The 22,056-nt window shown below is 40.2% G+C and carries 20 protein-coding genes and 1 pseudogene; 17 read left to right on the forward strand and 4 right to left on the reverse strand.

Features of this window, described 5'->3' with window-relative positions:
* Positions 1 to 685: 685 nt before the first annotated feature.
* Together ACJ9PY_RS10405 and ACJ9PY_RS10410 are read left to right on the forward strand one after the other, a co-directional pair.
* A complete protein-coding gene (locus ACJ9PY_RS10405; RefSeq protein WP_095679598.1) occupies positions 686 to 1,984 on the forward strand; it encodes an MFS transporter in 1,299 nt (432 codons plus the stop codon).
* A gap of 21 nt (positions 1,985 to 2,005) precedes the next feature.
* Positions 2,006 to 2,992 (forward strand): 2-hydroxyacid dehydrogenase, encoded by a 987-nt coding sequence (locus tag ACJ9PY_RS10410; protein ID WP_411739955.1) that lies wholly within the window; start codon positions 2,006 to 2,008, stop codon positions 2,990 to 2,992.
* Positions 2,993 to 3,211: 219 nt separating this feature from the next.
* On the opposite strand, the gene ACJ9PY_RS10415 is transcribed toward ACJ9PY_RS10410, so the two are convergent.
* Entirely contained in the window at positions 3,212 to 3,379 is a 168-nt protein-coding gene (locus ACJ9PY_RS10415) for an aspartyl-phosphate phosphatase Spo0E family protein (protein ID WP_082352106.1), read from the reverse strand.
* A gap of 537 nt (positions 3,380 to 3,916) precedes the next feature.
* Here ACJ9PY_RS10415 and ACJ9PY_RS10420 point away from each other — a divergent pair.
* The 12 genes from ACJ9PY_RS10420 to ACJ9PY_RS10475 all read left to right on the forward strand — a co-directional run bounded on the left by ACJ9PY_RS10420 (position 3,917) and on the right by ACJ9PY_RS10475 (position 17,655).
* On the forward strand, positions 3,917 to 5,659 hold the full coding sequence (locus ACJ9PY_RS10420; RefSeq protein WP_106028213.1) for an alkaline phosphatase D family protein: 1,743 nt from the start codon (positions 3,917 to 3,919) through the stop codon (positions 5,657 to 5,659).
* A gap of 68 nt (positions 5,660 to 5,727) precedes the next feature.
* A complete protein-coding gene (locus ACJ9PY_RS10425; protein ID WP_034312740.1) occupies positions 5,728 to 5,940 on the forward strand; it encodes a twin-arginine translocase TatA/TatE family subunit in 213 nt (70 codons plus the stop codon).
* Between the two features lie 148 nt (positions 5,941 to 6,088).
* Positions 6,089 to 6,790, forward strand: a complete 702-nt coding sequence (gene tatC / locus ACJ9PY_RS10430; RefSeq protein ID WP_207118122.1) for a twin-arginine translocase subunit TatC — start codon at positions 6,089 to 6,091, stop codon at positions 6,788 to 6,790.
* A gap of 541 nt (positions 6,791 to 7,331) precedes the next feature.
* Positions 7,332 to 7,964 (forward strand): YitT family protein, encoded by a 633-nt coding sequence (locus tag ACJ9PY_RS10435; protein WP_369316377.1) that lies wholly within the window; start codon positions 7,332 to 7,334, stop codon positions 7,962 to 7,964.
* Positions 7,965 to 8,332: 368 nt separating this feature from the next.
* Positions 8,333 to 9,745: an amino acid permease gene (locus ACJ9PY_RS10440; protein ID WP_057276002.1), complete on the forward strand. Its 1,413-nt coding sequence runs from the start codon at positions 8,333 to 8,335 to the stop codon at positions 9,743 to 9,745.
* 167 nt (positions 9,746 to 9,912) lie between these two features.
* Positions 9,913 to 10,368 (forward strand): hypothetical protein, encoded by a 456-nt coding sequence (locus ACJ9PY_RS10445; protein ID WP_411739956.1) that lies wholly within the window; start codon positions 9,913 to 9,915, stop codon positions 10,366 to 10,368.
* 70 nt (positions 10,369 to 10,438) lie between these two features.
* Positions 10,439 to 11,269 (forward strand): phosphonoacetaldehyde hydrolase, encoded by an 831-nt coding sequence (phnX, locus tag ACJ9PY_RS10450; RefSeq protein ID WP_411739957.1) that lies wholly within the window; start codon positions 10,439 to 10,441, stop codon positions 11,267 to 11,269.
* A gap of 174 nt (positions 11,270 to 11,443) precedes the next feature.
* Entirely contained in the window at positions 11,444 to 13,207 is a 1,764-nt protein-coding gene (gene xsc, locus ACJ9PY_RS10455; RefSeq protein ID WP_057275999.1) for a sulfoacetaldehyde acetyltransferase, read from the forward strand.
* Positions 13,208 to 13,351: 144 nt separating this feature from the next.
* Positions 13,352 to 14,704: an aminotransferase gene (locus ACJ9PY_RS10460; RefSeq protein ID WP_235568121.1), complete on the forward strand. Its 1,353-nt coding sequence runs from the start codon at positions 13,352 to 13,354 to the stop codon at positions 14,702 to 14,704.
* A 157-nt stretch (positions 14,705 to 14,861) separates the two neighbouring features.
* Complete coding sequence (locus ACJ9PY_RS10465; protein ID WP_411739958.1) at positions 14,862 to 15,590, forward strand: PIG-L family deacetylase; 729 nt, start codon at positions 14,862 to 14,864, stop codon at positions 15,588 to 15,590.
* Positions 15,591 to 15,644: 54 nt separating this feature from the next.
* Positions 15,645 to 16,697, forward strand: a complete 1,053-nt coding sequence (locus ACJ9PY_RS10470; protein ID WP_411739959.1) for a YeiH family protein — start codon at positions 15,645 to 15,647, stop codon at positions 16,695 to 16,697.
* 250 nt (positions 16,698 to 16,947) lie between these two features.
* Positions 16,948 to 17,655, forward strand: a complete 708-nt coding sequence (locus tag ACJ9PY_RS10475) for a GntR family transcriptional regulator (protein WP_034312712.1) — start codon at positions 16,948 to 16,950, stop codon at positions 17,653 to 17,655.
* Between the two features lie 201 nt (positions 17,656 to 17,856).
* Here ACJ9PY_RS10475 and ACJ9PY_RS10480 read toward each other — a convergent pair whose 3' ends face one another.
* Positions 17,857 to 18,345: a divergent PAP2 family protein gene (locus ACJ9PY_RS10480; protein ID WP_034312708.1), complete on the reverse strand. Its 489-nt coding sequence runs from the start codon at positions 18,343 to 18,345 to the stop codon at positions 17,857 to 17,859.
* Positions 18,346 to 18,654: 309 nt separating this feature from the next.
* Here ACJ9PY_RS10480 and ACJ9PY_RS10485 point away from each other — a divergent pair, with 309 nt between their 5' ends.
* Positions 18,655 to 19,008: a hypothetical protein gene (locus ACJ9PY_RS10485; protein WP_095679613.1), complete on the forward strand. Its 354-nt coding sequence runs from the start codon at positions 18,655 to 18,657 to the stop codon at positions 19,006 to 19,008.
* A gap of 29 nt (positions 19,009 to 19,037) precedes the next feature.
* Complete coding sequence (locus ACJ9PY_RS10490; RefSeq protein ID WP_411739960.1) at positions 19,038 to 20,306, forward strand: erythromycin esterase family protein; 1,269 nt, start codon at positions 19,038 to 19,040, stop codon at positions 20,304 to 20,306.
* A 472-nt stretch (positions 20,307 to 20,778) separates the two neighbouring features.
* On the opposite strand, the pseudogene ACJ9PY_RS10495 reads toward ACJ9PY_RS10490, so the two are convergent.
* Both ACJ9PY_RS10495 and ACJ9PY_RS10500 read right to left on the reverse strand, forming a co-directional pair.
* Positions 20,779 to 20,945, reverse strand: a pseudogene (locus tag ACJ9PY_RS10495) (YitT family protein); the annotation flags it as partial.
* 47 nt (positions 20,946 to 20,992) lie between these two features.
* Complete coding sequence (locus ACJ9PY_RS10500) at positions 20,993 to 21,433, reverse strand: GNAT family N-acetyltransferase (RefSeq protein WP_411739961.1); 441 nt, start codon at positions 21,431 to 21,433, stop codon at positions 20,993 to 20,995.
* Positions 21,434 to 21,555: 122 nt separating this feature from the next.
* Here ACJ9PY_RS10500 and ACJ9PY_RS10505 point away from each other — a divergent pair, with 122 nt between their 5' ends.
* Positions 21,556 to 22,008: a MarR family winged helix-turn-helix transcriptional regulator gene (locus tag ACJ9PY_RS10505; protein ID WP_063576541.1), complete on the forward strand. Its 453-nt coding sequence runs from the start codon at positions 21,556 to 21,558 to the stop codon at positions 22,006 to 22,008.
* Positions 22,009 to 22,056: the final 48 nt, after the last annotated feature.

Consider the following 22,056-nt stretch of genomic DNA (forward strand, 5'->3'; position numbering starts at 1 on the left):
CAAGGAGAAGTAGTTGGCGTATCTCAATGCACTGTGAGGAGCGGAAAATGAGACAAAAAATATAGATGTAGTGAGAAAGGATGGGATCTTTGTTAAACATCCCGGCTTTCATTAAGGTTTAGTAAGTCAAATAGAAAAGTGGATACAGTTGCGCCAAGCGAACAATTAATATCCCACTTATCTGGTAGATTTCAGCTGCCTTAACAGGTACGTCTATGGTCGGCCCACATGTATCAGGACCGCTTGCTTTTCTTATAGAAAAATAATAAAAGCTTAACCGTCGTTTAACGTTGCCCGAGATTTTTGAGAGATAGAATGGAATCTCAGCCATCCCGGCAGCAAAGCTAGAGATAGAAATGAAATGGATTGTGGGATAAAGTCTGTTAAGATTTTACTACTTAAAAAAACGTCTATCAATTTTCCCCACTTGGTATATAACATTTACTAGGAATATAATCCTGAAAATAAGAATAAAGATTGACATTCACACATCCTCATAATACGATACTTTACAGAATAATAGGAATTATCTTTTTATTTTTTTGTTAGAAAACCAAAACTCAGTTTTATATTATAAAACAAAAGCCTCCTTGTATATACATATTCTCCAAGAGTGAACTGGGCTTTTTCTTATTTTGGAAGCGCTGCCAATTTAGGCGTTTTATATAACAAGGGGGGATAAGGTATGGAAGCAAGAATGGAAACAAAGCAAGAAAAGCCATTAAATTTTGGCCGGAAATTTCGCTGGACAGTCGTCATCTGGTTATTGATTGGGGGAATAATCAACTATCTAGATCGTGCCAATCTCTCCATTGCAGCTCCCGAAATGATGAAGGAACTCGGGCTAAGCGTGACCGAAATCGGGTTATTGGGAACCTTTTTTTCTTGGAGTTATGCATTAATGCAGCTTCCTTCAGGCTGGCTGATCGATCGGTTCGGGACCAAAAAGGTGTATACAATCGCGCTTATTTGGTGGAGTGGTGCGACCATTTTAACGGGAGCCGTTCATAAAATGGGTTCATTTATTGCCGCAAGGATTTTACTTGGAGTGGGTGAAGCACCGTGTTTTCCTACAATGGCTAAGATTACATCGTATTGGTTCCCAAAAAAGGAACGCGGCCTGGCAACTGGAATTTGGGATTCTTCCTCCAAATGGGGACCTGCCATTGCACCGCCACTTCTCGTTTTCATTATGGTGACTTTTGGGTGGAGAGCGTTGTTTTATATTACGGGTGTAATCGGCATCATTTTCGCGATCGGTTTTGTTATTTTTTATAAAAATCCTGAAAAAAGCCAAAAACTTTCCAAGGAGGAATTTGAATACATTAAGTCGGAAGGTGGTGGAGTGGAGCAAGGCATTCAATCATCAAAAATAAAATGGGGTTCGTTATTTAAATATCGAAGCGTATGGGGGATGATTCTAGGCTTCTTCTGTACCATCTGGATCTGGAATATTTTCCTTGTATTCCTTCCCCTTTATTTGTTTGATGTCCATCATGTCTCACTTAAAGAAATGGGTATATATGCTGGTATTCCTTGGCTTGGCGGAATCTTTGGCAATATTTTCGGAGGATATCTTACTAAAAAATTGGTCGACAAGGGAATTACTACACCTATTAAAGCAAAGCGTGCCTTAATTAGTATATGTGCCATCTTGGCAGCTATTGTTGTGTGTGCAGTTCCACTTGTTAAAGGGCTCGCTATTACCTTACTTTTACTGACCCTTGCTCTTTGTTTTATTTCTGCCATTACAGGCAGCGCATGGGCACTCGCCGGCGACATTGCTCCTCCTTCTATGGTTGCTTCCGTAGGAGCAATTCAGAATTTTGGCGGTTATTTTGGTGGTGCCTTTTCCCCTGTTGTGGCAGGCATGATAGTGGATACAACTGGTTCTTACTCTCTCGCCTTTATATCTGGCGGTTTAATCGCCGGATGCGCAGCAATCTGTTATTGGTTTATTGTAAAACATCCTATTCAAGAATAGTATTATCGAGGAGGAAATAAATTGAAGCCAAAAGTGTATATAGCAAGACCAGTACCGGCCGAGGTAGAGGCATTTATTTCGAAGTATTGCCAGTATGAAAAATGGAACGGCCCTGAACCCATTACCAGAAGCCAACTGTTAAAGCAAATTTCTGATGCGGAGGGACTGCTCATCACAGGAGAAAAAATAGATGATGAATTTCTGGACCATGCACCACGTCTAAAGGCTGTCAGCAATATCTCGGTAGGCTACAACAACTTTGATCTGGAGGCAATGAAAAAGAGAAGCATAATCGGTACAAATACACCTGGTGTTCTCGATGAAACCGTGGCTGATTTAGCTTTAGCCTTAATGCTCTCAGCAGCCCGTCGTATTCCGGAAATGGACAAGCTTGTAAAGGATGGCAAGTGGGGAAATAAAAGCGATGAACCCCTCTTTGGCGTTGATGTTCATGGAAAAACATTGGGCATCATCGGTATGGGGAGGATTGGGGAATCTATTGCAAGACGAGCCAAATTCGGTTTTAACATGGAAGTTTTGTATCATAATCGGCGAAGGAAATCCGAAGTGGAGGAAACGCTCAGTACAAGCTATTCTTCTTTAAATCACCTTTTACGGGAATCAGATTTCGTTCTATTAATGGTCCCTTATACTCCAGAGACGAGGCATCTTATGGGACGGGAGCAGTTCGCACTGATGAAAAAATCAGCGATCTTTATCAATACATCCCGGGGTCAGACGGTGGACGAAAAGGCCCTCATAGAAGCACTGCGAAATAAGGAAATTCTTGCAGCCGGTTTGGATGTATTTGAAAAGGAACCCATTTCGCATGACAATCCGCTTTTAGCCATGCCTAACGTGGTAACCCTGCCCCATATAGGTTCAGCTACTCATCAAACACGATTTGATATGGCCATGCTTGCGGCGAAGAACCTCGTTGCTGTTGTTACAGGAAGGGAGATAAGCAATGTTGTCCCTGAATTGAAAGGATTTCAGTCACTAAAATAGTAATGAATCATTAACACAGCGGTAATATTAGGTTGACCCATTTAAAAGAATCTTTGATAAAAAAGGCATCCATTCATTTTGGATGCTTTTTAATTAGGAAGAGTGATGATGTTAACAATTACTCTAATGATTTAGCGGATATTACATAAAAATTAGACCACGAGTCCATGAAAAATATAAGAAGTAAGAGAACCATGAAGTATTAGTTCATACCTGTTTTTAGACATATTCTAAATCATTTGGTTCTTTTTCATTTGTAAGTAAATTCAACAGTTCATCTAGTTCCTGGCTTTTATGTAATGTTTTTGGGGCAGTAAATCCATAAATCAATCCGGTGGTTATTAATTCTTTCCTCAATATCTCAATTTTTTCAAATAATGCTTCCATACTCTCCAATGTAGAATCCTCAAGTGCTTTCTTTTTTTGTTATGAAACTATTATTACATAAATTAGGATGATTTTAAACCAAAAGTGAGTATTCACTTATAAAATTATTGCTGAAGTATTTTTAGTCCAATTTTAGAAAACCATGATCTAAACCTTCCTTTGAATCAAGGTTTCCTTCCTGTAGTGGGATCCAACCAAGAGATGGCGATCTTTCTTTTATTCCATTATTTCGCTGGCTTCTTTAGGCTCTTATAGTTTTAAAGGTTTATTGTAAAAATAGCCTATTGAAGTTATTTGTAACGATTAAATAAATGATTCGTTAAGAGAACTAGGCTGAAAGACTGTCGTTATATGTAAAAGTTTGTAGGGCTATGTAAATGTATGAGTGAATCAAAACTCTTTTTGTATTCAATGGGTATCATAAGACCTGCCTAAAAATTCCTAATTTATTGATTTATTGATTTACACATCTTCATACACCTTTAAAAGGGCCATACTATACTTGAACCAGATTCAAATAATAGGAGGGAAAGATCAATGAATAATGAAAGAGCAATGGATGATTTAATTAAGAATTGGAGCGAATTAGGTAAGAATATGGACCGCCGAAATTTTATCCAGGGAGCGAGTAAGCTTGCCGGACTTTCATTAGGTCTTGCTCTTGCCCAATCAATGGGCGGGATTGAAGTGAATGCTGCCCCGAAATTCAGTGATTATCCATTTACTCTCGGTGTAGCTTCAGGAGATCCGCTCTCGGACAGTGTCGTTTTATGGACAAGGTTGGCACCGGATCCGTTGAATGGAGGAGGAATGCCAAAAGAAGCCATTTCCGTTAAATGGGAAGTGGCAAAGGATGAGAATTTCCGAAAGATTGTCCAGCAAGGCAAGGATATAGCCAGGCCGGAACTTGGCCACTCCGTACATGTGGAAGTAAGCGGATTAAAACCTGATAAAGTCTATTTTTACCGTTTTAAAAGCGGCGGGGAAGTAAGTCAGACTGGGAAAACGAAAACACTTCCGCCAATAGGTTCAAGTGTTTCGAGCTTGTCATTCGCGTTTGTTTCATGCCAGCAATTTGAGCATGGTTATTATACGGCCTATAAACATTTGGCAAAGGAAGATCTGGATATTGTCTTCCACCTTGGCGATTATATATATGAATATGGACCAAATGAATATGTTTCTTCTACAGGTAATGTCCGTGTACATAGTGGACCAGAGATCATTACACTTGAAGATTATCGGAATAGATACGCACAATATCGCTCTGATACCCATTTAAAAGCGGCACATGCAGCTTTCCCATGGGTCGTGACTTGGGATGATCATGAAGTTGAAAACAATTATGCAAATGTTATCCCGGAAAAAGGGCAATCGGTAGAAGCTTTCATCAAGAGAAGGGCCGCCGCTTATCAGGCTTACTATGAGCATATGCCCCTTCGAAAATCATCTTTGCCTAAGGGAGCGGATATGAGGTTATACCGAAATTTCACATATGGCGACCTGGCCTCTTTCTTTGTATTGGATTCACGTCAATACCGGGATGATCAGGCAAACGGTGATGGAAGTTCACCGCAAACGCCTGAGTCACTTGATCCGAAACGGACATTACTAGGTCCAGAGCAGGAACAGTGGCTAACTGACAATTTATCAAAATCAAAAACGAAGTGGAATGTTCTGCCTCAGCAGATTTTCTTTGCACAACGGAATTATGGAACACCAACCGCCCCAAAATTCAGCATGGATTCCTGGGATGGCTACCCGGCTGCACGCGATCGCTTAATTGATGTAATCAAAAGCAACAACCTGGAAAATCTGGTCGTGTTGACCGGTGATGTACATGCAAGCTGGGCCGCCAATTTAAAGGCAGATTTCGATGATCCAAATTCAAAGATTTTCGGTGTGGAGTTTGTCGGCACTTCAATCACATCTGGCGGAAATGGTGCGGATAAGCGTGCGGACACGGATAAAATACTAAGTCAGAATCCGCATATTAAGTTCTTTAATGATTACAGGGGATATGTTCGGTGCAAAGTAACACCAGAACAATGGAAGGCGGATTACCGTGTAGTCCCATTCGTGACAGAACCAGGTGCAGATATATCGACAAGAGCATCCTTTGTTTTTGATAAGGATCAAACAGGGCTGCGAAAGGTTGCATCAGCAGCGGTTATGGAAGGTGCACAAAAAACGAACGAAGTCGAGGAGGATCGGACACGTGCCCATAATCGCGCACATGAAAAACAAAGAATGAAAAGTCAGGGGAAAGTGACTAATTGATAGGGACCTTATGATGCTTGACAGGAATGTAGCGAAGAAAAATGAGAAGAACAGAGGAGTGAGTAGGAATGCTTTCAAATATAGGAATACCCGGTTTGGTGATTGTCCTTGTGATTGCACTGATTATTTTTGGACCGTCCAAACTGCCGGAAATAGGCCGTGCATTTGGCCGGACATTATCCGAATTCAAAAGTGCAACCAAAGGATTGGTGAATGATACGGAAAAAGAAGAAGAAAATGAGAATAAAGCTGCATTAAGAGCTGTTAAAAAAGAGGGATGAAGTAAATGAGATAGAGCGGGCGGAAAGACTCGCCTGCTTCTTTTCATGAGAAGGGTTAGAGGGGAAGCGCTATTTGCAAAATGGCAAATAATATGTCTAAAAAGGGGGAGTGAAAGTGGAGAGTAAGGATTTACACGTTATTGAGCATATGGAGGAACTCCGAAGCAGAATCATTAAAACACTGATAGGCTTTGTGGCCTTTTTCATAATGAGCTTCATATTCGTACAGGATATTTATAATTTACTGATTAAAGATTTGGAAGGAAAGCTTGCCGTGCTCGGGCCGAGTGAGATCCTATGGGTATATATGATTATTGCTGGGGTTTGCGCGATAGCTGCAACGATTCCGCTGGCAGCCTATCAGTTATGGCGCTTTGTGGCTCCAGCTTTGAAACCGGAAGAGAGAAGGGTTACATTTCGCTTCATACCCGGACTGTTCATTCTATTCATCACAGGTATCTCATTTGGATATTTTGTGTTGTTTCCAATAGTTCTGGGTTTCCTAACTTCCCTATCGGCCGGGCAGTTCGAGATGATGTTCACTGCGGAAAAGTATTTTCGTTTCATGATTAATTTGATCTTACCTTTCGGGATTTTATTCGAGATGCCGCTTGTAGTCATGTTCCTGACCAGATTAGGCATCATCAATCCAGCGGTGTTGAAAAAGTCTCGCAAGATTTCTTATTTCGTCCTGGTCATCATCTCAATCCTGATTACACCTCCAGATATAATTTCGGACATTTTGGTTATCGTCCCTTTACTTGTGCTTTATGAAGTGAGTGTACAGCTGTCCAATATGGTTTATCGTAAAAGGCTTATGAAAGATGAGTCAGCATTATCCGTGACATGAAAAGGATAATCACAGCCTATTGAAAGTAACATTTCTTGGGAAATAATTAATGGAACAATAAAAGGTTGAGGGGAGCCCCCTCAGCTTTTTATTGTGGGATAATACTTTTTGGGAATGATTAGGGGGTATGCTTTTGCATTTGCCTTCTAACCAATGTGATTATGTAAGGGGACGAAGTTTTAACCTATAAAAGCCTTCTATTTGTCCAATCCTGTGGAATTAAATTATTTAGATCAAAGTTTTTGTCAACTAATCACAAGTTACATAAGTTGAATATAAACTCTGCAATGTCTAAATGATTATGTAGTAGACCATGAACCTCTTCTAGTTTTAAGGGGGGTGTTTTATTTTTTTTATTTAGAAGGAGAGAGGATTCTGGTTAGCGAATAATTGTAATCACTTGAATTGAAAAATGCATTCTTTGTAATAACATTCCAAAATATCGAAAGGTGAAAGGTTCGAATCTTATTATCGTTCAAGTATAAATATATTTAGGGGGGAAAGAGCATTATCAAAATATCGAACAGGATGGTGAGAATGTATGAAGGATTTATTGAAAATTATCGCAGGAAACATTTCCATGACCTTTGCCTATGCTTATTTAATCGTTCCCAATGAAATCATCAATGGCGGGGTAACTAGCTCGGCATTATTATTGAATGCATTATTGGGCTATAACATTGCCATGCTCGCCAATTTGGTTACAGGATTACTGTTAATCATTTGTTTAGTTTTTCTAGGGAAAGAGTACTTTTTTAAGTCGATCGTAAGTTCCATTAGCTATATGGTTTTTTTTAATTTTTTTTATTCATTGAACTTTCATTTTGATATGAATATCGTTTTAGTGATTTTCATTTCGTCGATTTTTATAGCGATAGGATATTATTTATGTATAACTGCAAATGCCTCCACTGTTGGCTTTGACGTGATTGCCTTAATTTTACATACCAAAAATGAAAAAATAGATATTGCTGCGACAATAAGGATTATTAATCTTATCGTACTGATATTGGGCCTTCTGGTTTATGGTTATGCATCGATTGTTAAGGGAATTGCTTTTACATTGCTTTTTTCATATCTTTTAAAGAAAATGCTGGATAGAAAGCAGAAGGCAGTAACGTCAGCTACGGAAAGTGTGTTGGATGAAACACCAAAGGTAAATGAAGTAAAATAACTAAAATTGGAGACTTAATGGACATCGTTTTTTATTTGAAAATGTTCATTTTGTTATCTAAATATTCTGATTTTTAAATTGACTTTAAAAAAATCAGAGTGTATTATACACATAGAAAGTGGTACTAACATCATGACGTAATGATGTTAGATTCGCTTCGTTTTTCAAAATAGCCTTAAGGAAGGAGGACTAGTGATATAGAATCTTAAGTTCATAGCGTCATACCCTGTGTTGTTTGAAAATGCCATGTTTCCAGTTCCCACTATCTTTGTGAAAGTGTAAAGGACAGGCAGTTGAAAAGCCTGCTTTACATTCAAGTAGCGATTATCTTAGTTGATTCCCCAAATTATTGAAAGTTGGTGGAGGGTATGAAACATCAACAGGAAGAACTGAAACCAGGTCTGAAACAAAGACATTTAACGATGATATCTTTGAGTGGTGTCATAGGCGCTGGTTTATTCGTAGGAAGCGGTATCATTATTGGTCAAACGGGCCCCGGGGCGATATTATCATATGTTTTGGCAGGCTTGATCGTTGTGTTAGTCATGAGGATGCTTGGGGAAATGGCCACAGTGAATCCTAATACTGGATCTTTTGCGGTTTATGCAAGAGAAGGGATAGGTGAATGGGCCGGTTTTACAACAGGGTGGTTATATTGGTTCTTTTGGGTTATCGTAATTGCTTTGGAGGCAACGGCTGGAGCAGCAATCATTCACAGCTGGCTTCCTTCCGTTCCCGTCTGGGTCATAAGTCTATCATTGATCATCCTATTGAAAATGACGAATATTTTTTCCGTGAAATCGTTTGGTGAGTTCGAATACTGGTTTTCAATCATTAAAATAATCAGTATCATACTATTCCTGTGCCTGGGGGTGGCCGTGATATTAGGGTTTATCCCAACGATAAAACCACCTGGCACTTCCAATCTTTTAAACTTTGGCGGGTTTATTCCAAATGGTCTAAGTTCTGTGCTTGTTGGTGTTGCAATCGTTTTTCATGCATTTGTTGGAGTGGAGATACCAGCGATTGCCGCGGGTGAAACCAGTGATCCGGTCAAATCAGTTAGAAGTGCATTGAATAGTGTGGTTTGGCGAATCCTGATTTTCTATATCGGGTCCATCGCCATACTGGTGACGCTCTTACCTTGGAATTCGGCTTCTTTGCTGAAAAGTCCATTTGTCGCCGTACTTGAAATGCTGGGAATCCCTTCTGCTGCCCTGATCATGAATATAGTGATTCTCATTGCATTGCTATCCTGTTTGAATTCGGGATTATATACGAGTTCACGCATGTTATTTTCACTTGCACAAAAGGGTGACGCCCCAAAGCTATTTTCTAAAGTGAGCAAGAACGGTGTCCCTATATTTGCTGTAGTCGGCTCTACTATATTCGCCTTTATCAGCACCATTTTCAGTTATGTTTCACCAGATAAAATCTTTTTCTTTTTAGTGAATTCCTCGGGCGGAGTCGGAATTCTTGTTTATCTGGCCATTGCGGTTTCCCATCTCCGATTAAGGAAGAGAATGGAGAAGGAGAATCCTGGAATATTCAAGATCAAGATGTGGTTATTCCCGTATTTGACTTATGCAACCATCATTTCCATGATTTCAGTGTTAATATTAATGGCTTTTATCGATTCGCAGCGTCCGCAGTTCATCTTTACCATGCTATTTAGCTTGATCGTTATTTGTTCATTCTTTTTCATTCGGCGAAAAAAAGCGAAGTATTTGGAGAATGAATTAAATATTGCTTCTGGTTCCCCTAATTCTGAAAAGTTTTAGCTTTGGCTCTACACCATTGGTTTAATTTAAGGTTACTTCTATGGAATTCCTCAGACAAAATTCTTCAATTCACTAATCAGCTAGAATATGATTCCCATAGAAAAAGAGAATTGTGCCAATAAGTGCTTGGTGCCATCTGTCTTTTAAATCATGAAGGAGGGGTTATATTGAATGGTTTCCGTGTAATAACCAGTGGAGTTGTCCTTGGAGCCATATTGCTGTCAGGCTGCGGCAATTCAGCTGAACCGGACGAGGCTCAACAAGAAAAAAGTCCAATCATGAATGAAAATCCGGAATCAAATACGGGTGAAACCCAAAATCCGGAGGTCATTAAAAAAGGTGTCGGCGATGTGATTCAATCCATAAAAGATTTGGAATCAGAATTAAGTGCGGAAGCGGATCCAGAGAGAATTCAAGAAATGGGAAAAGATATGAGTTCAATTTGGGATTCGATAGAAAAGCAAGTGGAAGATGAATACCCGGATTGGTATGAAAGGATTGAGAAAAACCTTTACCCATTAATTGGGGAGTCAGGGAATCCGGAAAAGGACCTTGAAAAGATTAAACGACTCTCTGAAGCAACAAAGGAAGATTTACAGTTATTTTTGGAAGAAGTTAATTGAATTCTCTTTATACCCTGGTTTAGCAAGTTTGGTGATTTTGGAGGAGGTAAGATGAGGAGGGGAGCATAGATTGGAAAGGGCAAAAGCATGCAAAGAGGTTCAAGCAGTGATATTCGATTGGGCAGGAACGACGGTGGATTATGGTTGTTTTGCACCTGTCCAAGCATTTGTCGAGATATTCAGGATAAGGGGGATCGATATTACCATTAAGGAAGCAAGGGAACCTATGGGTTTATTGAAAATGGATCATATTATGGAACTCCTGAAAATGAAACGAATCTCTAATTTGTGGAGTGCTAAATTCGGGAAAGAACCGGACGAAAGAGATCTAAATTCATTATATAAAGACTTTGAGGCTTTGCTTTTTAAAGTTCTAAAGGATAATGCCAAGCCAATACCCGGCGTAATTGAATTAGTCAGCCGTTTAAGGCAGCAAGGAATAAAAATCGGTTCGACAACGGGGTATACTCGTGAAATGATTGATGTTGTTAAAGAAGAGGCGGAAAAATGGGGCTATCAACCCGATTCCATCGTTGCGTCCACCGAAGTGCCTACAGGTAGGCCTGCTCCTTGGATGTGCTTTAAGACGGCGATGAATCTCCAAGTGTATCCACTCAGCAAAATCGTTAAAGTGGGTGATACGATCAGTGATATCAAAGAAGGAATTTCTGCGGGAATGTGGACTGTTGCCGTATTGAAAGGCGGCAGTGAAATCGGACTTTCAGAAGCAGAAATCAGTGAAATGGACCCTTATGATCTGCAAAAACGGATGAAAACTGCAGAAAACCGTTTTTTGAATGCAGGTGCCGATTTCGTAATTGATGAAATAGGTGAATTATTGGAAATCATCGATAGAATCAACTACAGATTGACTGAAAAAAAGGATATATTTATTGGTTAAAAAAGAGTCAAATACATGTGTTAGTGCCTATGCTGGACAGAGATTTTAAATTAATTCGAAATATTCAAATTATTTATTGACTGTTACGCATAATGGTAGTATTATACATCTTATAACTGGTACGGACGTCGTAACGTCATTATCAGAAATAAATTTAATTAAGGAGAATGTGCTATGGTCGAAACAAAAATGTTAAGAGGTACGAAAGTAAAAATGACACCAAGTGAAGCCATCGTTGAGACATTAGTGGCCGAGGGAGTTAAACATATCTCGGGAATTTTGGGATCTGCTTTCATGGATATGCTTGATTTATTGCCAACTGCAGGCATTCGTTTCATTGGTGTCCGCCATGAACAAAGTGCAGCACATATGGAAGATGCTTATTGTCGTGTCTCTGGTGTTGCTGGAGTTGTCATCGGGCAAAACGGGCCTGGAATGACGAATATGGTCACCTCTGTCGCAGCGGCCAATCAAGCTCATACTCCAATGGTGGTCATATCACCTTCAGCTGGTACACCAACAGTTGGATGGGATGGTTTTCAGGAATGCGATCAGGTTTCCATCTTCAAGGCAATCACTAAAGAAACAGTTAGAGTGACACACCCAGGCCGGGTCGCTGATTGCCTAAGGACAGCATTTCGGATTGCCTATGCCGAGAGGGGACCGGTTTTATTCGATATCCCTCGTGATTACTTCTATGGTGAAGTGGAAGATCAAATACTTCAACCACATCAATATCGCGTGGATGAAAGGGGCTGCGGGTCTTCTGAATCCTTGGATAGAGCGGCAGAAATTTTAGCCGAGGCGAAGTATCCGGTGATCATTTCCGGTAGGGGAACGGTTGATTCAGATGGCATTGAGGAAATTAAGAATATGGCGGAATATTTAACGGCTCCGGTAGCTGTCTCATATATGCATAATGATGCTTTTCCTGCTGATCATCCATTGTCAGTAGGCCCAATCGGTTACATGGGTTCAAAGGCTGCGATGAATACACTTAAGAAAGCGGACGTCATATTGGCGGTAGGCACAAGATTATCGGTATTTGGAACGTTACCATGCTATGACATTGATTATTTCCCGAAAGATGCGCAAATCATCCAAATTGATATTAACCCAAGGCAAATAGCGAGGACGCACCCTGTGGAAGTGGGAATCATCGGAGATGCCCGCGAAGCGAGTCGTGAAATCTTGAAACGGTTGAGGGCTGATAAACCAAACCTAAAACAAGAAAAAGAGCGGATAGTAGAAGTTACGAATGAAAAACAAAAATGGGAAGAAGAATTGGTGAATCTTGCGATGATCGATGGAACCCCGATCAATCCGCGTCGGGCCCTATTGGAATTGACAAAAGTGTTGCCTGAAAATGCCATCGTTACTACAGATATCGGTAATGTATCTTCAACTGCAAACGCTTACTTGAAATTCAATCAGGGACGCAGGCATATCGCTGCGCTTACATTCGGAAATACTGGATTTGCTTACCCATCCGCACTAGGTGCCAAATTAGCTGAGCCGAATACGCCTGTTATAGCCATTGTTGGAGATGGCGCGTGGGGCATGAGCTTACATGAAGTGAGCACGGCCGTTGAAGAAAACATACCTGTCATAGCTTGTGTCTTCAATAATAATGCTTGGTGCGCTGAGAAAAAGAATCAGGTCGATTTTTATAATAACCGTTTTGTCGGGGCCGATATCCAAAATCCTGATTTTGCAGAAGTTGCCCGATCAATGGGTGCTGTAGGCATTAGGGTGGAAAAAGCAGACGAGTTAGGCGCTGTCATTGAAAAAGCAATAAAATCAAACAAACCGACTGTCATTGATATACAAGTGGATGGAACACAATTGGCTCCGCCATTTAGAAAAGATGCATTAAAAATGCCTACTAGATTATTAGAAAAATATTCTCATTTAGATCATAAAAACTGGGATAAATAAAAAAAGGTGATAGGACAGCTGCGATGCCCTGATGAACGATTGGGGTCATCGCACCATCACCAATTCGCATAAAAGGATCTGTAACAGCATGGGAACTTAACTTAGTTGCATTCGATGAAAAATAAGGGGGTTTCAAAAGTGAAGATGGAAACTGAAACGAAAGACCTTGTTCAAATGGATAAAGACCATTTATGGCATGCGATGCATCGCTATAATGAGAAGGATGCTCCCATGATGGCTACAGAAGGATCCGGCTCATGGTTCACTGATACTAAAGGGGATAAATATTTAGATGGTGTCTCCGGATTATGGTGCTTGAACCTTGGTCACGGACGAAAAGAGATTGCCCAGGCAGCATATGAACAAATGATTAACTTATCTTACTTCCCTTTAACATTAAGTCATAGGCCGGCAATCGAATTATCTGCAAAAATAAGTGAACATTTAAAGGGCCCTTATACAACTTTTTTTACGAACAGCGGCTCCGAGGCGAATGAGACAGCTTTTAAAATAGCCAGGCAATATCATTCCCAAAATGGAAATCAGGGTAAATACAAGTTCATCTCAAGGTATAGAGCTTATCATGGCAATACTTTTGGCGCGCTCAGCGCAACTGCACAGGCTAATCGGAGAGTGAAATATGATCCGGCGGTTCCAGGTTTCCTGCATGTTCCACCCCCGTACAGTTATCGAAGCCCGTTTGGGGAAAACGTTGAAAACTCCGATTTGCTTGCAGCTGAATATATCGATCAGGTCATTAACTTTGAAGGAGCTGAAACGGTAGCGGGCGTTATCCTTGAACCATTCATCTCTGGTGGCGGGGTCCTTATTCCTTCAAAAGAATACTTAACGAGGGTTTCGGAAATCTGTAAGAAGCATGATGTTCTATTAATTGTGGATGAAGTGGTTTCAGGTTTTGGAAGAACCGGAAAAATGTTTGGGTTCATGCACTCAGATGGGGTTCAACCGGATATTGTTACGATGGCAAAGGGTTTGACCAGCGGTTATCTTCCACTTGGGGCAACGGCAGTGAATTCCAGGATTTATGAGAAGTTCAAAGACAACGGAAATTTAAATCATTTCAGGCATGTGTCAACATATGGAGGCCACCCTGCATCTTGCGCAGTTGCGCTAAAGAACATTGAAATCTTGGAAAATGAAAACATCGTTCAACGAGTATCTGAACTTAGTGAATCGACACTAAGCGCGCTCTTTGGATTGACAGCCCTGGATAAAGTAGGGGAGGTTCGGGGAGTTGGGTTTTTATATGGCATTGAATTAGTGGAAGATAAAAAGACAAAAACGCCTGTTTCCGAAGAGTTCATGGGTAAAATAATCGGGGCTTGCAAGGCAAAGGGTCTTATCATCGGACGTAATGGTGATACGGTTCCTGGATATGGTAATGTACTCATCATTGCACCGCCTTTATCTTCGACCGTTGAAGATTTACGCTTTGTCATAGAAACGGTTAAATCCGTTTTATGTGAATTATGCTAACCAAAAGATGATTAGCTTTAGGTTTAGGGTGCTATCTATATAGAAGAAAAAAATGAAGATGGGCATGATATGTCTAGCCGATTTGACATCCATGTCCATTTTTTCATATTAAGTCTAACAGTGTGGGAAAACTGGGGAATCCAAAACAGGAGGAAATATGCAATCACAACAAAGGTTATTGGTGGTTCTGGCACATCCCGATGATGAGTCATTCCTGTGTGGGGGAACCATTGCTAAAATGTCTGAGCGAGGTGTTCAGATAACTTTACTATGTGCGACAAAAGGCGAAATGGGCAGACGAATGGGAAATCCCATTGTAACAACAAGGGAGGCATTGCCAAAACTAAGGGTGGAGGAGTTAAAAAAAGCTTGTGAAGAATTGGGGATTAGTGATTTGCGATTTTTAAACGTAAGGGATAAAACGGTTGAATTTGAAAGCTTCGATTTATTGGCCGAGAGAATCGTAAAGGTGATTCGTGAAGTTCAGCCGGATGCACTAATTACATTCCATGAGAAATACGGCGGGCATCCAGACCATTGTGCGATTGGCCGTGCTGCCGCATTTGCTTTCTTAAACTCCGGTGATCCCGATTTTTATCCAGATCCATTATTTCCAGCTATTAAGGTTCAGAGTTTGTACTTTGTCCTTTGGCATGCTTTTTATGATGAATGGTTAAAGGGAAACGGGCCGCCCAGTGTCACAGAAGTCAATATAGCAGGGACTTTAAAGAAAAAGATCCGTGCCTTAAGGTCACATCGTTCCCAGACTTTAGCGGTTCCTGAATTGTGGACGAATCAAAATCCAAGCTTGCCTTTTTTAAAGGAATCCGAGTATTTTATCAAAGGGAATTCACTTCCTAATCTAGAAGAAACCGATTTTTTTTAAACGATTGAAAGGATGGGATGATATTTAGTTTATCTGGAAAGGGGGAAGGAATGTATGGAATTAGAAAAATATGAGCCATTGGAAGAAACACCTCAGGTGCAGCAAAACCCACTTCAAAATAAGGTGCTTTTGTGGCTGAGCGGTATCGCTTTCACTTTTTTCATTGCCATCTTAGGCTTGGGGCTGTCGAAGATTTCAGGATTCGATCGAATCGGTCCACTTGCATGCTCGATCATCATTGCCGTGATATATCGTCAAATTGCGGGATATCCAGAAAAGTTCCGGACGGGAATCGAATTTTCCGCAAAAAAACTTTTGCGTTTTGCCATTATTTTATACGGGTTGAAATTAAATATCGATGTAATTTTCAATCAGGGACTGCCATTATTGGTACGTGACATAGGGACAGTAACATTCGCCATAGTCGTGATGGTCCTGATTGCAAAGTGGATTAAGGCAGATGCTTCCATTTCCCTTCTTCTTGCTGTTGGAACCGGGATATGCGGTGCAGCAGCCATCGCGGCAATATCTCCAATCGTGAAAGCGAAGGAAGAGGATACAGCCATAGGCGTCGGGATAATCGCTTTAATGGGAACTCTTTTCTCCATTGTTTATACACTTTTACGTCCGATCCTTCCGCTATCTGCTTTGGATTATGGAATCTGGTCTGGGATCAGTCTTCATGAAATCGCCCATGTTGCTTTGGCAGGAGCACCGGCTGGTGAAGATGCGCTAGCGATTGCACTCCTCGCCAAATTGGGACGTGTCTTTTTACTCATCCCTTTATGTTTCATTTTTATGTATTGGATGAAAAAGCGAACATCCGGGAAAATGGGCCATGATGCCAAAATTGATTTTCCATGGTTCCTCGTTGGTTTTATAATCATGAGCCTAATAGGAAGTTATGTGTTTGGAAGTTATATTACGGTTTCACCTCTCGTAATGGATGGCATTTCCCAAGCGACTACATTTATATTGACTATGGCCATGATCGGTCTTGGACTGAATGTTAGCCTGCAGGCACTGCGAACAAAAGCCATGCGTCCCCTTTTAGCCATGACCATTACCTCTTTGCTGCTTTCCTTAATTTCGTACTTTATCATTTAATATATAAGCTTTCATATATGCCTGAAATGTGATGAAGGTTGCATATAGGATAAGCCCTGAATACATAGAGCTATTCAGGTTTTTTTTATTCACTCGAAGAAAAACAGAATATGAACGCTGGAAACTCAACATAATCCTAATTTAAGGGAAAAATTGAACGCTGGCATGTTTGAATATTATAACTATTTGGTTTACAATATAAGAACTGATACGAACATTACGATGTCTTTTTCTGTTTGGAGGAAATTTTATGGAGCTAGACTTTAAAAATCCAATCCCTTTACATGCTCAATTGAAAACCATATTGGAAAATCAGATTTTGGAAGGTTATTATAAAGACAAAATCCCGAGTGAAAGGGAACTGATGGATATGTATTCTGTCAGCAGGAGCACTGTACGGGAAGCCGTTTCCATCCTGGTTCGTGAGGGAATATTGGAAAAGAGACATGGGAAGGGAACATTCGTCTCCCTTAAACCTGTGCAAGAATGGCTTAAGATGATAAGTTTTACGGAAACCACTAAAAGCATGGGGATTAAACTACTAGATCATGGCCGTGTAATGACACCTGAAAATATAGCTGATGCAAATGGGTTTGAGGATGAATCTTACCATATTAAAAGGCTGCGGTTACAGGGGGATGTCCCAATAGCCATTGAATTGCATTATTATTCTTTGGACCTAGGAAAAAAATTGACGAAATTCGATTTAAGTACAACCGTATTGTATGATGCACTCGAAGGTGAATTAAACATTGACTTTTGTGAAGCGGAACAAATCATAACCTGCGGCTTTCCAACAAAAGAAGATGCAGAACATTTGGGTATAGCCGAAACGATGTGCTTACTGATTACAGAACGAATGATTTTTGATTCTGATGGTAACTTAGTAGAATATTATAAAGGGTTATTCCGATCGGATATGTATTCATTCGCAATGAAAATGTCCCGGAAAAATTGAATTCCACATAAAGTGACCTAAGCCTTTCTAAGAAGAAGAGAGGCTTAGGTCATTTTCAAATCTACCGGGATCCAATAATACGATTTTTATTGGAGAGTATGCCGATGTTAATAACATAGGCATGTTTTAAAATAACCTATTGTTATATTCAAATTATTTACTTACCTCAAGAGCTAAAGAATCAAGGCTTGCCCACCGTTTTCAGCCGTTCGGTTTTGAGGGCTTGCCATCCTCCAATTTAGCCGAAATAAGCCCAAGGGCAACTCCCAGCAACGCACCTGCTCCCACTTCCACAGGCTGATGTCCGAGCAGTTCATTCAGTTCCTTCTCACGCTCAACATACTCAAAGCTCGGAAACTCTCCGGAAAATTTGGCCATATTATCTTCAAGATCATTCACGAGCTTAGCGATTTCGCCTGTATGGCGGCGAATCCCCTGAGCATCATACATCACAATCACGCCAAACACTGTCGCAAGCGATGTTTCCGTATGCAGCCATCCTTTATTCGCTGCTACATACGCTGCCAGGGCGGCCACCCCCGCAGAGTGCGAACTGGGCATGCCACCCGTTGTGAAAGCCTGCTTCGAGTCCCACTTTCCCGTCAGCTTATAATGCGTTAAAATTTTCAGCCCTTGCGCAATGCCAATCGCCGACAGCGCCGTTAAAATTCCCCGATTCATCTTTTCCATGAGCAACTCCTCCACTCCAGACCAGACCAGTCCAACCCAACCCAATCCGGGAATTTATCTTCCCTCTTTTGATACCCCAAAAATATTTTTTATATGCAGCAGTTCGATGATGAATGAATCATGATATCACTTTTTGCTGTGTCCGAGTTCAGCTGAAGCATCCTATCCGAGGTGGGTTCAGGCTTATTTTTTCGGAAAAGGTCACTATTTCATAATAATATTTATAGGATGGGAACCTTAAGGAAAATATATAACGGAAGATAATTAACATGGTTTTAAGGTGGCAATGGAATGAACAAGATCAAGGATATGAATCCGAAAGAGTTAAAAAAGATCATGACGGTAACCGAGAGAATGTCTTTCACAAAAAACTTCAGGTCCGCTACTGCAGAAGAATGGTTCGTATTCATACCAGGCTTCAATGATCCTGGTACAGGGGGAGCTGCTGGAAAGGCTATCGTTCACTACAACCTATATGGAAACAAAGATATGTTCATTAACACAACGGTCATACTGGATGATCCTGTTCTATTTGAGGAAGAAAATTTTCAGCTGGTTTACTCTATTTGTGATGAACTTATAAATCGTCTAGTGGGATACGCTGATACTTTACTGTCCGTACACGCAGGTTCCAATTCTTATAATGCCGAGTACAAACGATAATGTTCGTAAGATAACAAGGAGGAAAAACGGTGAAACATAATCTTGTTCAGTCAATAGTCGAACAATCAGTCATGCTTACAAGTGAAGCAGATTGGGATAAGCTCATTCAACAAGTTAAAAATGCAAAATTTGTTTTGCTGGGTGAGGCATCACATGGGACATCCGAATTTTACACGGCACGAGTTGAAATAACAAAAAAGCTGATTCAAGAAAAAAGGTTCACCTTTGTAGCTGTTGAAGGCGATTGGCCCGCATGCCAGGCAATTAATAGGTATGTTAAAGGCTATGACCTAGTGACTAAATCCGCAAAGGATGTGCTAAAAAGTTTTGACCGCTGGCCGACCTGGATGTGGGCAAACGAGGAAATGATCGACCTGATTGAATGGATGAAAGAATACAATGAGTCTGGACAAAATCAAACGAAAGTTGGATTTTATGGGATAGATATCTACAGTCTTTGGGAATCCATGGATGAAGTTATCCGTTACTTAAAACAAATTGATTCAACTGACCTTGAAGCTGCCAGACTGGCGTTCACTTGTTTTGAGCCATTCAATCGGAATAACGAGGAGTACGCAGTTTCTGCAGGTATTTTTTCGGAAGACTGTATAGAGGAAGTAGCCAAATTACTGACGACTATTCAACGAAAAAAAGAAAAATACCCCCACCATGAAGAATTGAATTTGAATCTTCAAGTGAATGCATTGGTAGCATACAATGCCGAAAATTATTATAGGACCATGGTCGTCCATGATGATAGATCATGGAATATTCGAGATATGCATATGGTTGATGCACTTAATGAAATTATGGATTTTTACGGCTCTGAAGGCAAGGCGATTGTATGGGAACATAATACCCATGTTGGTGACGCCAGCGCTACTGATATGAAAGATTCCGGGATGATTAATGTCGGCCAGGTCATTCGAGAGCAAAACCCGACTGAAGATGTATTTATCACAGGTTTCGGAACCTACAGAGGAACTGTTATAGCAGCAGAGGAGTGGGGCGTGGATTTCGAAATTAAAACAGTACCCCCGGCAATGAAGGGAAGTTGGGAGGAGGCGATGCACCTTTCGGGGGCTTATGATAAGTTGCTAATTTTCACTGATGAAAATCGTCAGCTATTCCAAGGGAGGATTGGACATCGGGCGATTGGGGTTGTATACAGACCGGAATATGAACAATATGGTAACTATGTACCTTCTGTAATGTCTGATAGATATGATGCTTTTATTTATATTGATGAAACCCAGGCCCTTCACCCGCTCGTTCAAGAAAAAGCACCCGTTCTGTAATAAAAAGACGAAGCCGTTTATGTATAAACAGCTTCGTCTTTTTGTTCGTGCTTATTCTTAATGCTACCCAATGTTGGAGATATTATCGCGACGGAAACCAAATTTATTGGTTTGATCATTTCTATTTTTATTTGAGATTAATGAAAATCTAATGAATCGTTACGTGCAAAGCGATTTAATTTTTAAATTAAAAACCATTTCATAAATAATGGTTCAGTTAGACAAAAGGGTTCTTTCTAAAAGTAAAACAAAGTTGATTGGAGCGGGTGTTCGAGACTCCTGCGGGAAAAGCGCGTCCAGGGGAGACCCCGTAGGCGCAAAGGCGCCGAGGAGGCTCCCGGACCGCCCGCGGAAAGCGAGTGCCTGGAGTGGAAATCAACGTTCAAATTATACAATCCCCTAAAAAAATCAATTTTCACTGATTTTGTCTACAGTCTGAAACCATTCTATAAGATGGTTTTTATCTTGATATCTATTTACGGATGACTGGTTTTTTATATAAACTGCCAATTAATAATATGAAGTAATTAAGAATCGGGCCTCCTAAACAGACGGTTAATAAAGTTCCGATACCTATTGGTCCACTGTAAGTGATTGCCAAAACCAAGAAGAAAGATAAATGAATGTTTTTGAATATAGTGTATTCATTCCAGTTTGTTAATGTTTGTTTTACTCACATTTAACACTTATTCGTTAATCAGTTCCTTTATCATTAATAGATGTGGACCGCCATCTTCCATAAAGACATCGGATGAAGTCCGATAGCCGAGTTTTTTATAAAAGCCCTCTGCCTGTGTTTGCCCATGTAATTTAACCTGAGTAATACCTTGTTCCTTTGCAATTTCTTCCAACGTTTTAAGTATTATTTTACCGAGACCAAATTTACGGTAAGGCTCCAAGATGCAAATTCTCTCCAATTTACCTAACCCATCAACAACTCTCAATCTTCCAGTTCCGACTGGGTTTTCATTATAATAGACTAATATGTGTTCAGATAAAGCATTAAGTGTATCAAATTCATCAAATTCAAATTCTAATAGGAAACCCTGTTCCTCGACAAATACTTCTTTTCTGATATGAAAGGCTATTTTTAAATCATTTTCAGTAGTTATTCTTTTTGAATCCAATGTTCTTCATCCCTTTTCTAGATTTATATAAAAAGACAAGTCATAATAAATGTATATCCTATTTTAGTATAAATGAAATTATTTTTGTTGTAAATACAACAAAAAAGTCAGGGGCTTTTTGAATGAAGGAAATACTCCGTGAAATTGGAATGATAGCAAGGGCATTGGACTCTATAAGTAATATCGAATTTAAAGAATTTGACCTTACAAAAGGGCAGTATTTGTATCTTGTTCGAATATGTGAAAACCCAGGTATCATTCAGGAAAAGTTAGCAGAAATGATAAAGGTTGACCGAACGACAGCAGCTCGTGCCATTAAAAAACTTGAAATACAAGGGTTAATCGAGAAGAAAAATGATGAGGAAAACAAAAAAATTAAAAAGCTATATGCAACCGATAAAGGTGAAAAGGTCTATCCTTTTTTGAAAAAAGAAGGGGAGTATACTGACAAGGTTGCGTTATCTGGATTTTCTTTGGACGAAGCGGAAACGATGCTTCATCTTCTTCAAAGAGTCAGAAAAAATATTGAGGTAGATTGGGAATTTGTGAAAAAGGGAAATAAAAGGGGGTATTGATACATTATAAGAAAGAGGCTCGATTCCGTTTCGGAATCGAGCCTCTTT

This window comes from Peribacillus sp. S4, from assembly GCF_046715815.1.
Classification (GTDB): domain Bacteria; phylum Bacillota; class Bacilli; order Bacillales; family DSM-1321; genus Peribacillus; species Peribacillus frigoritolerans.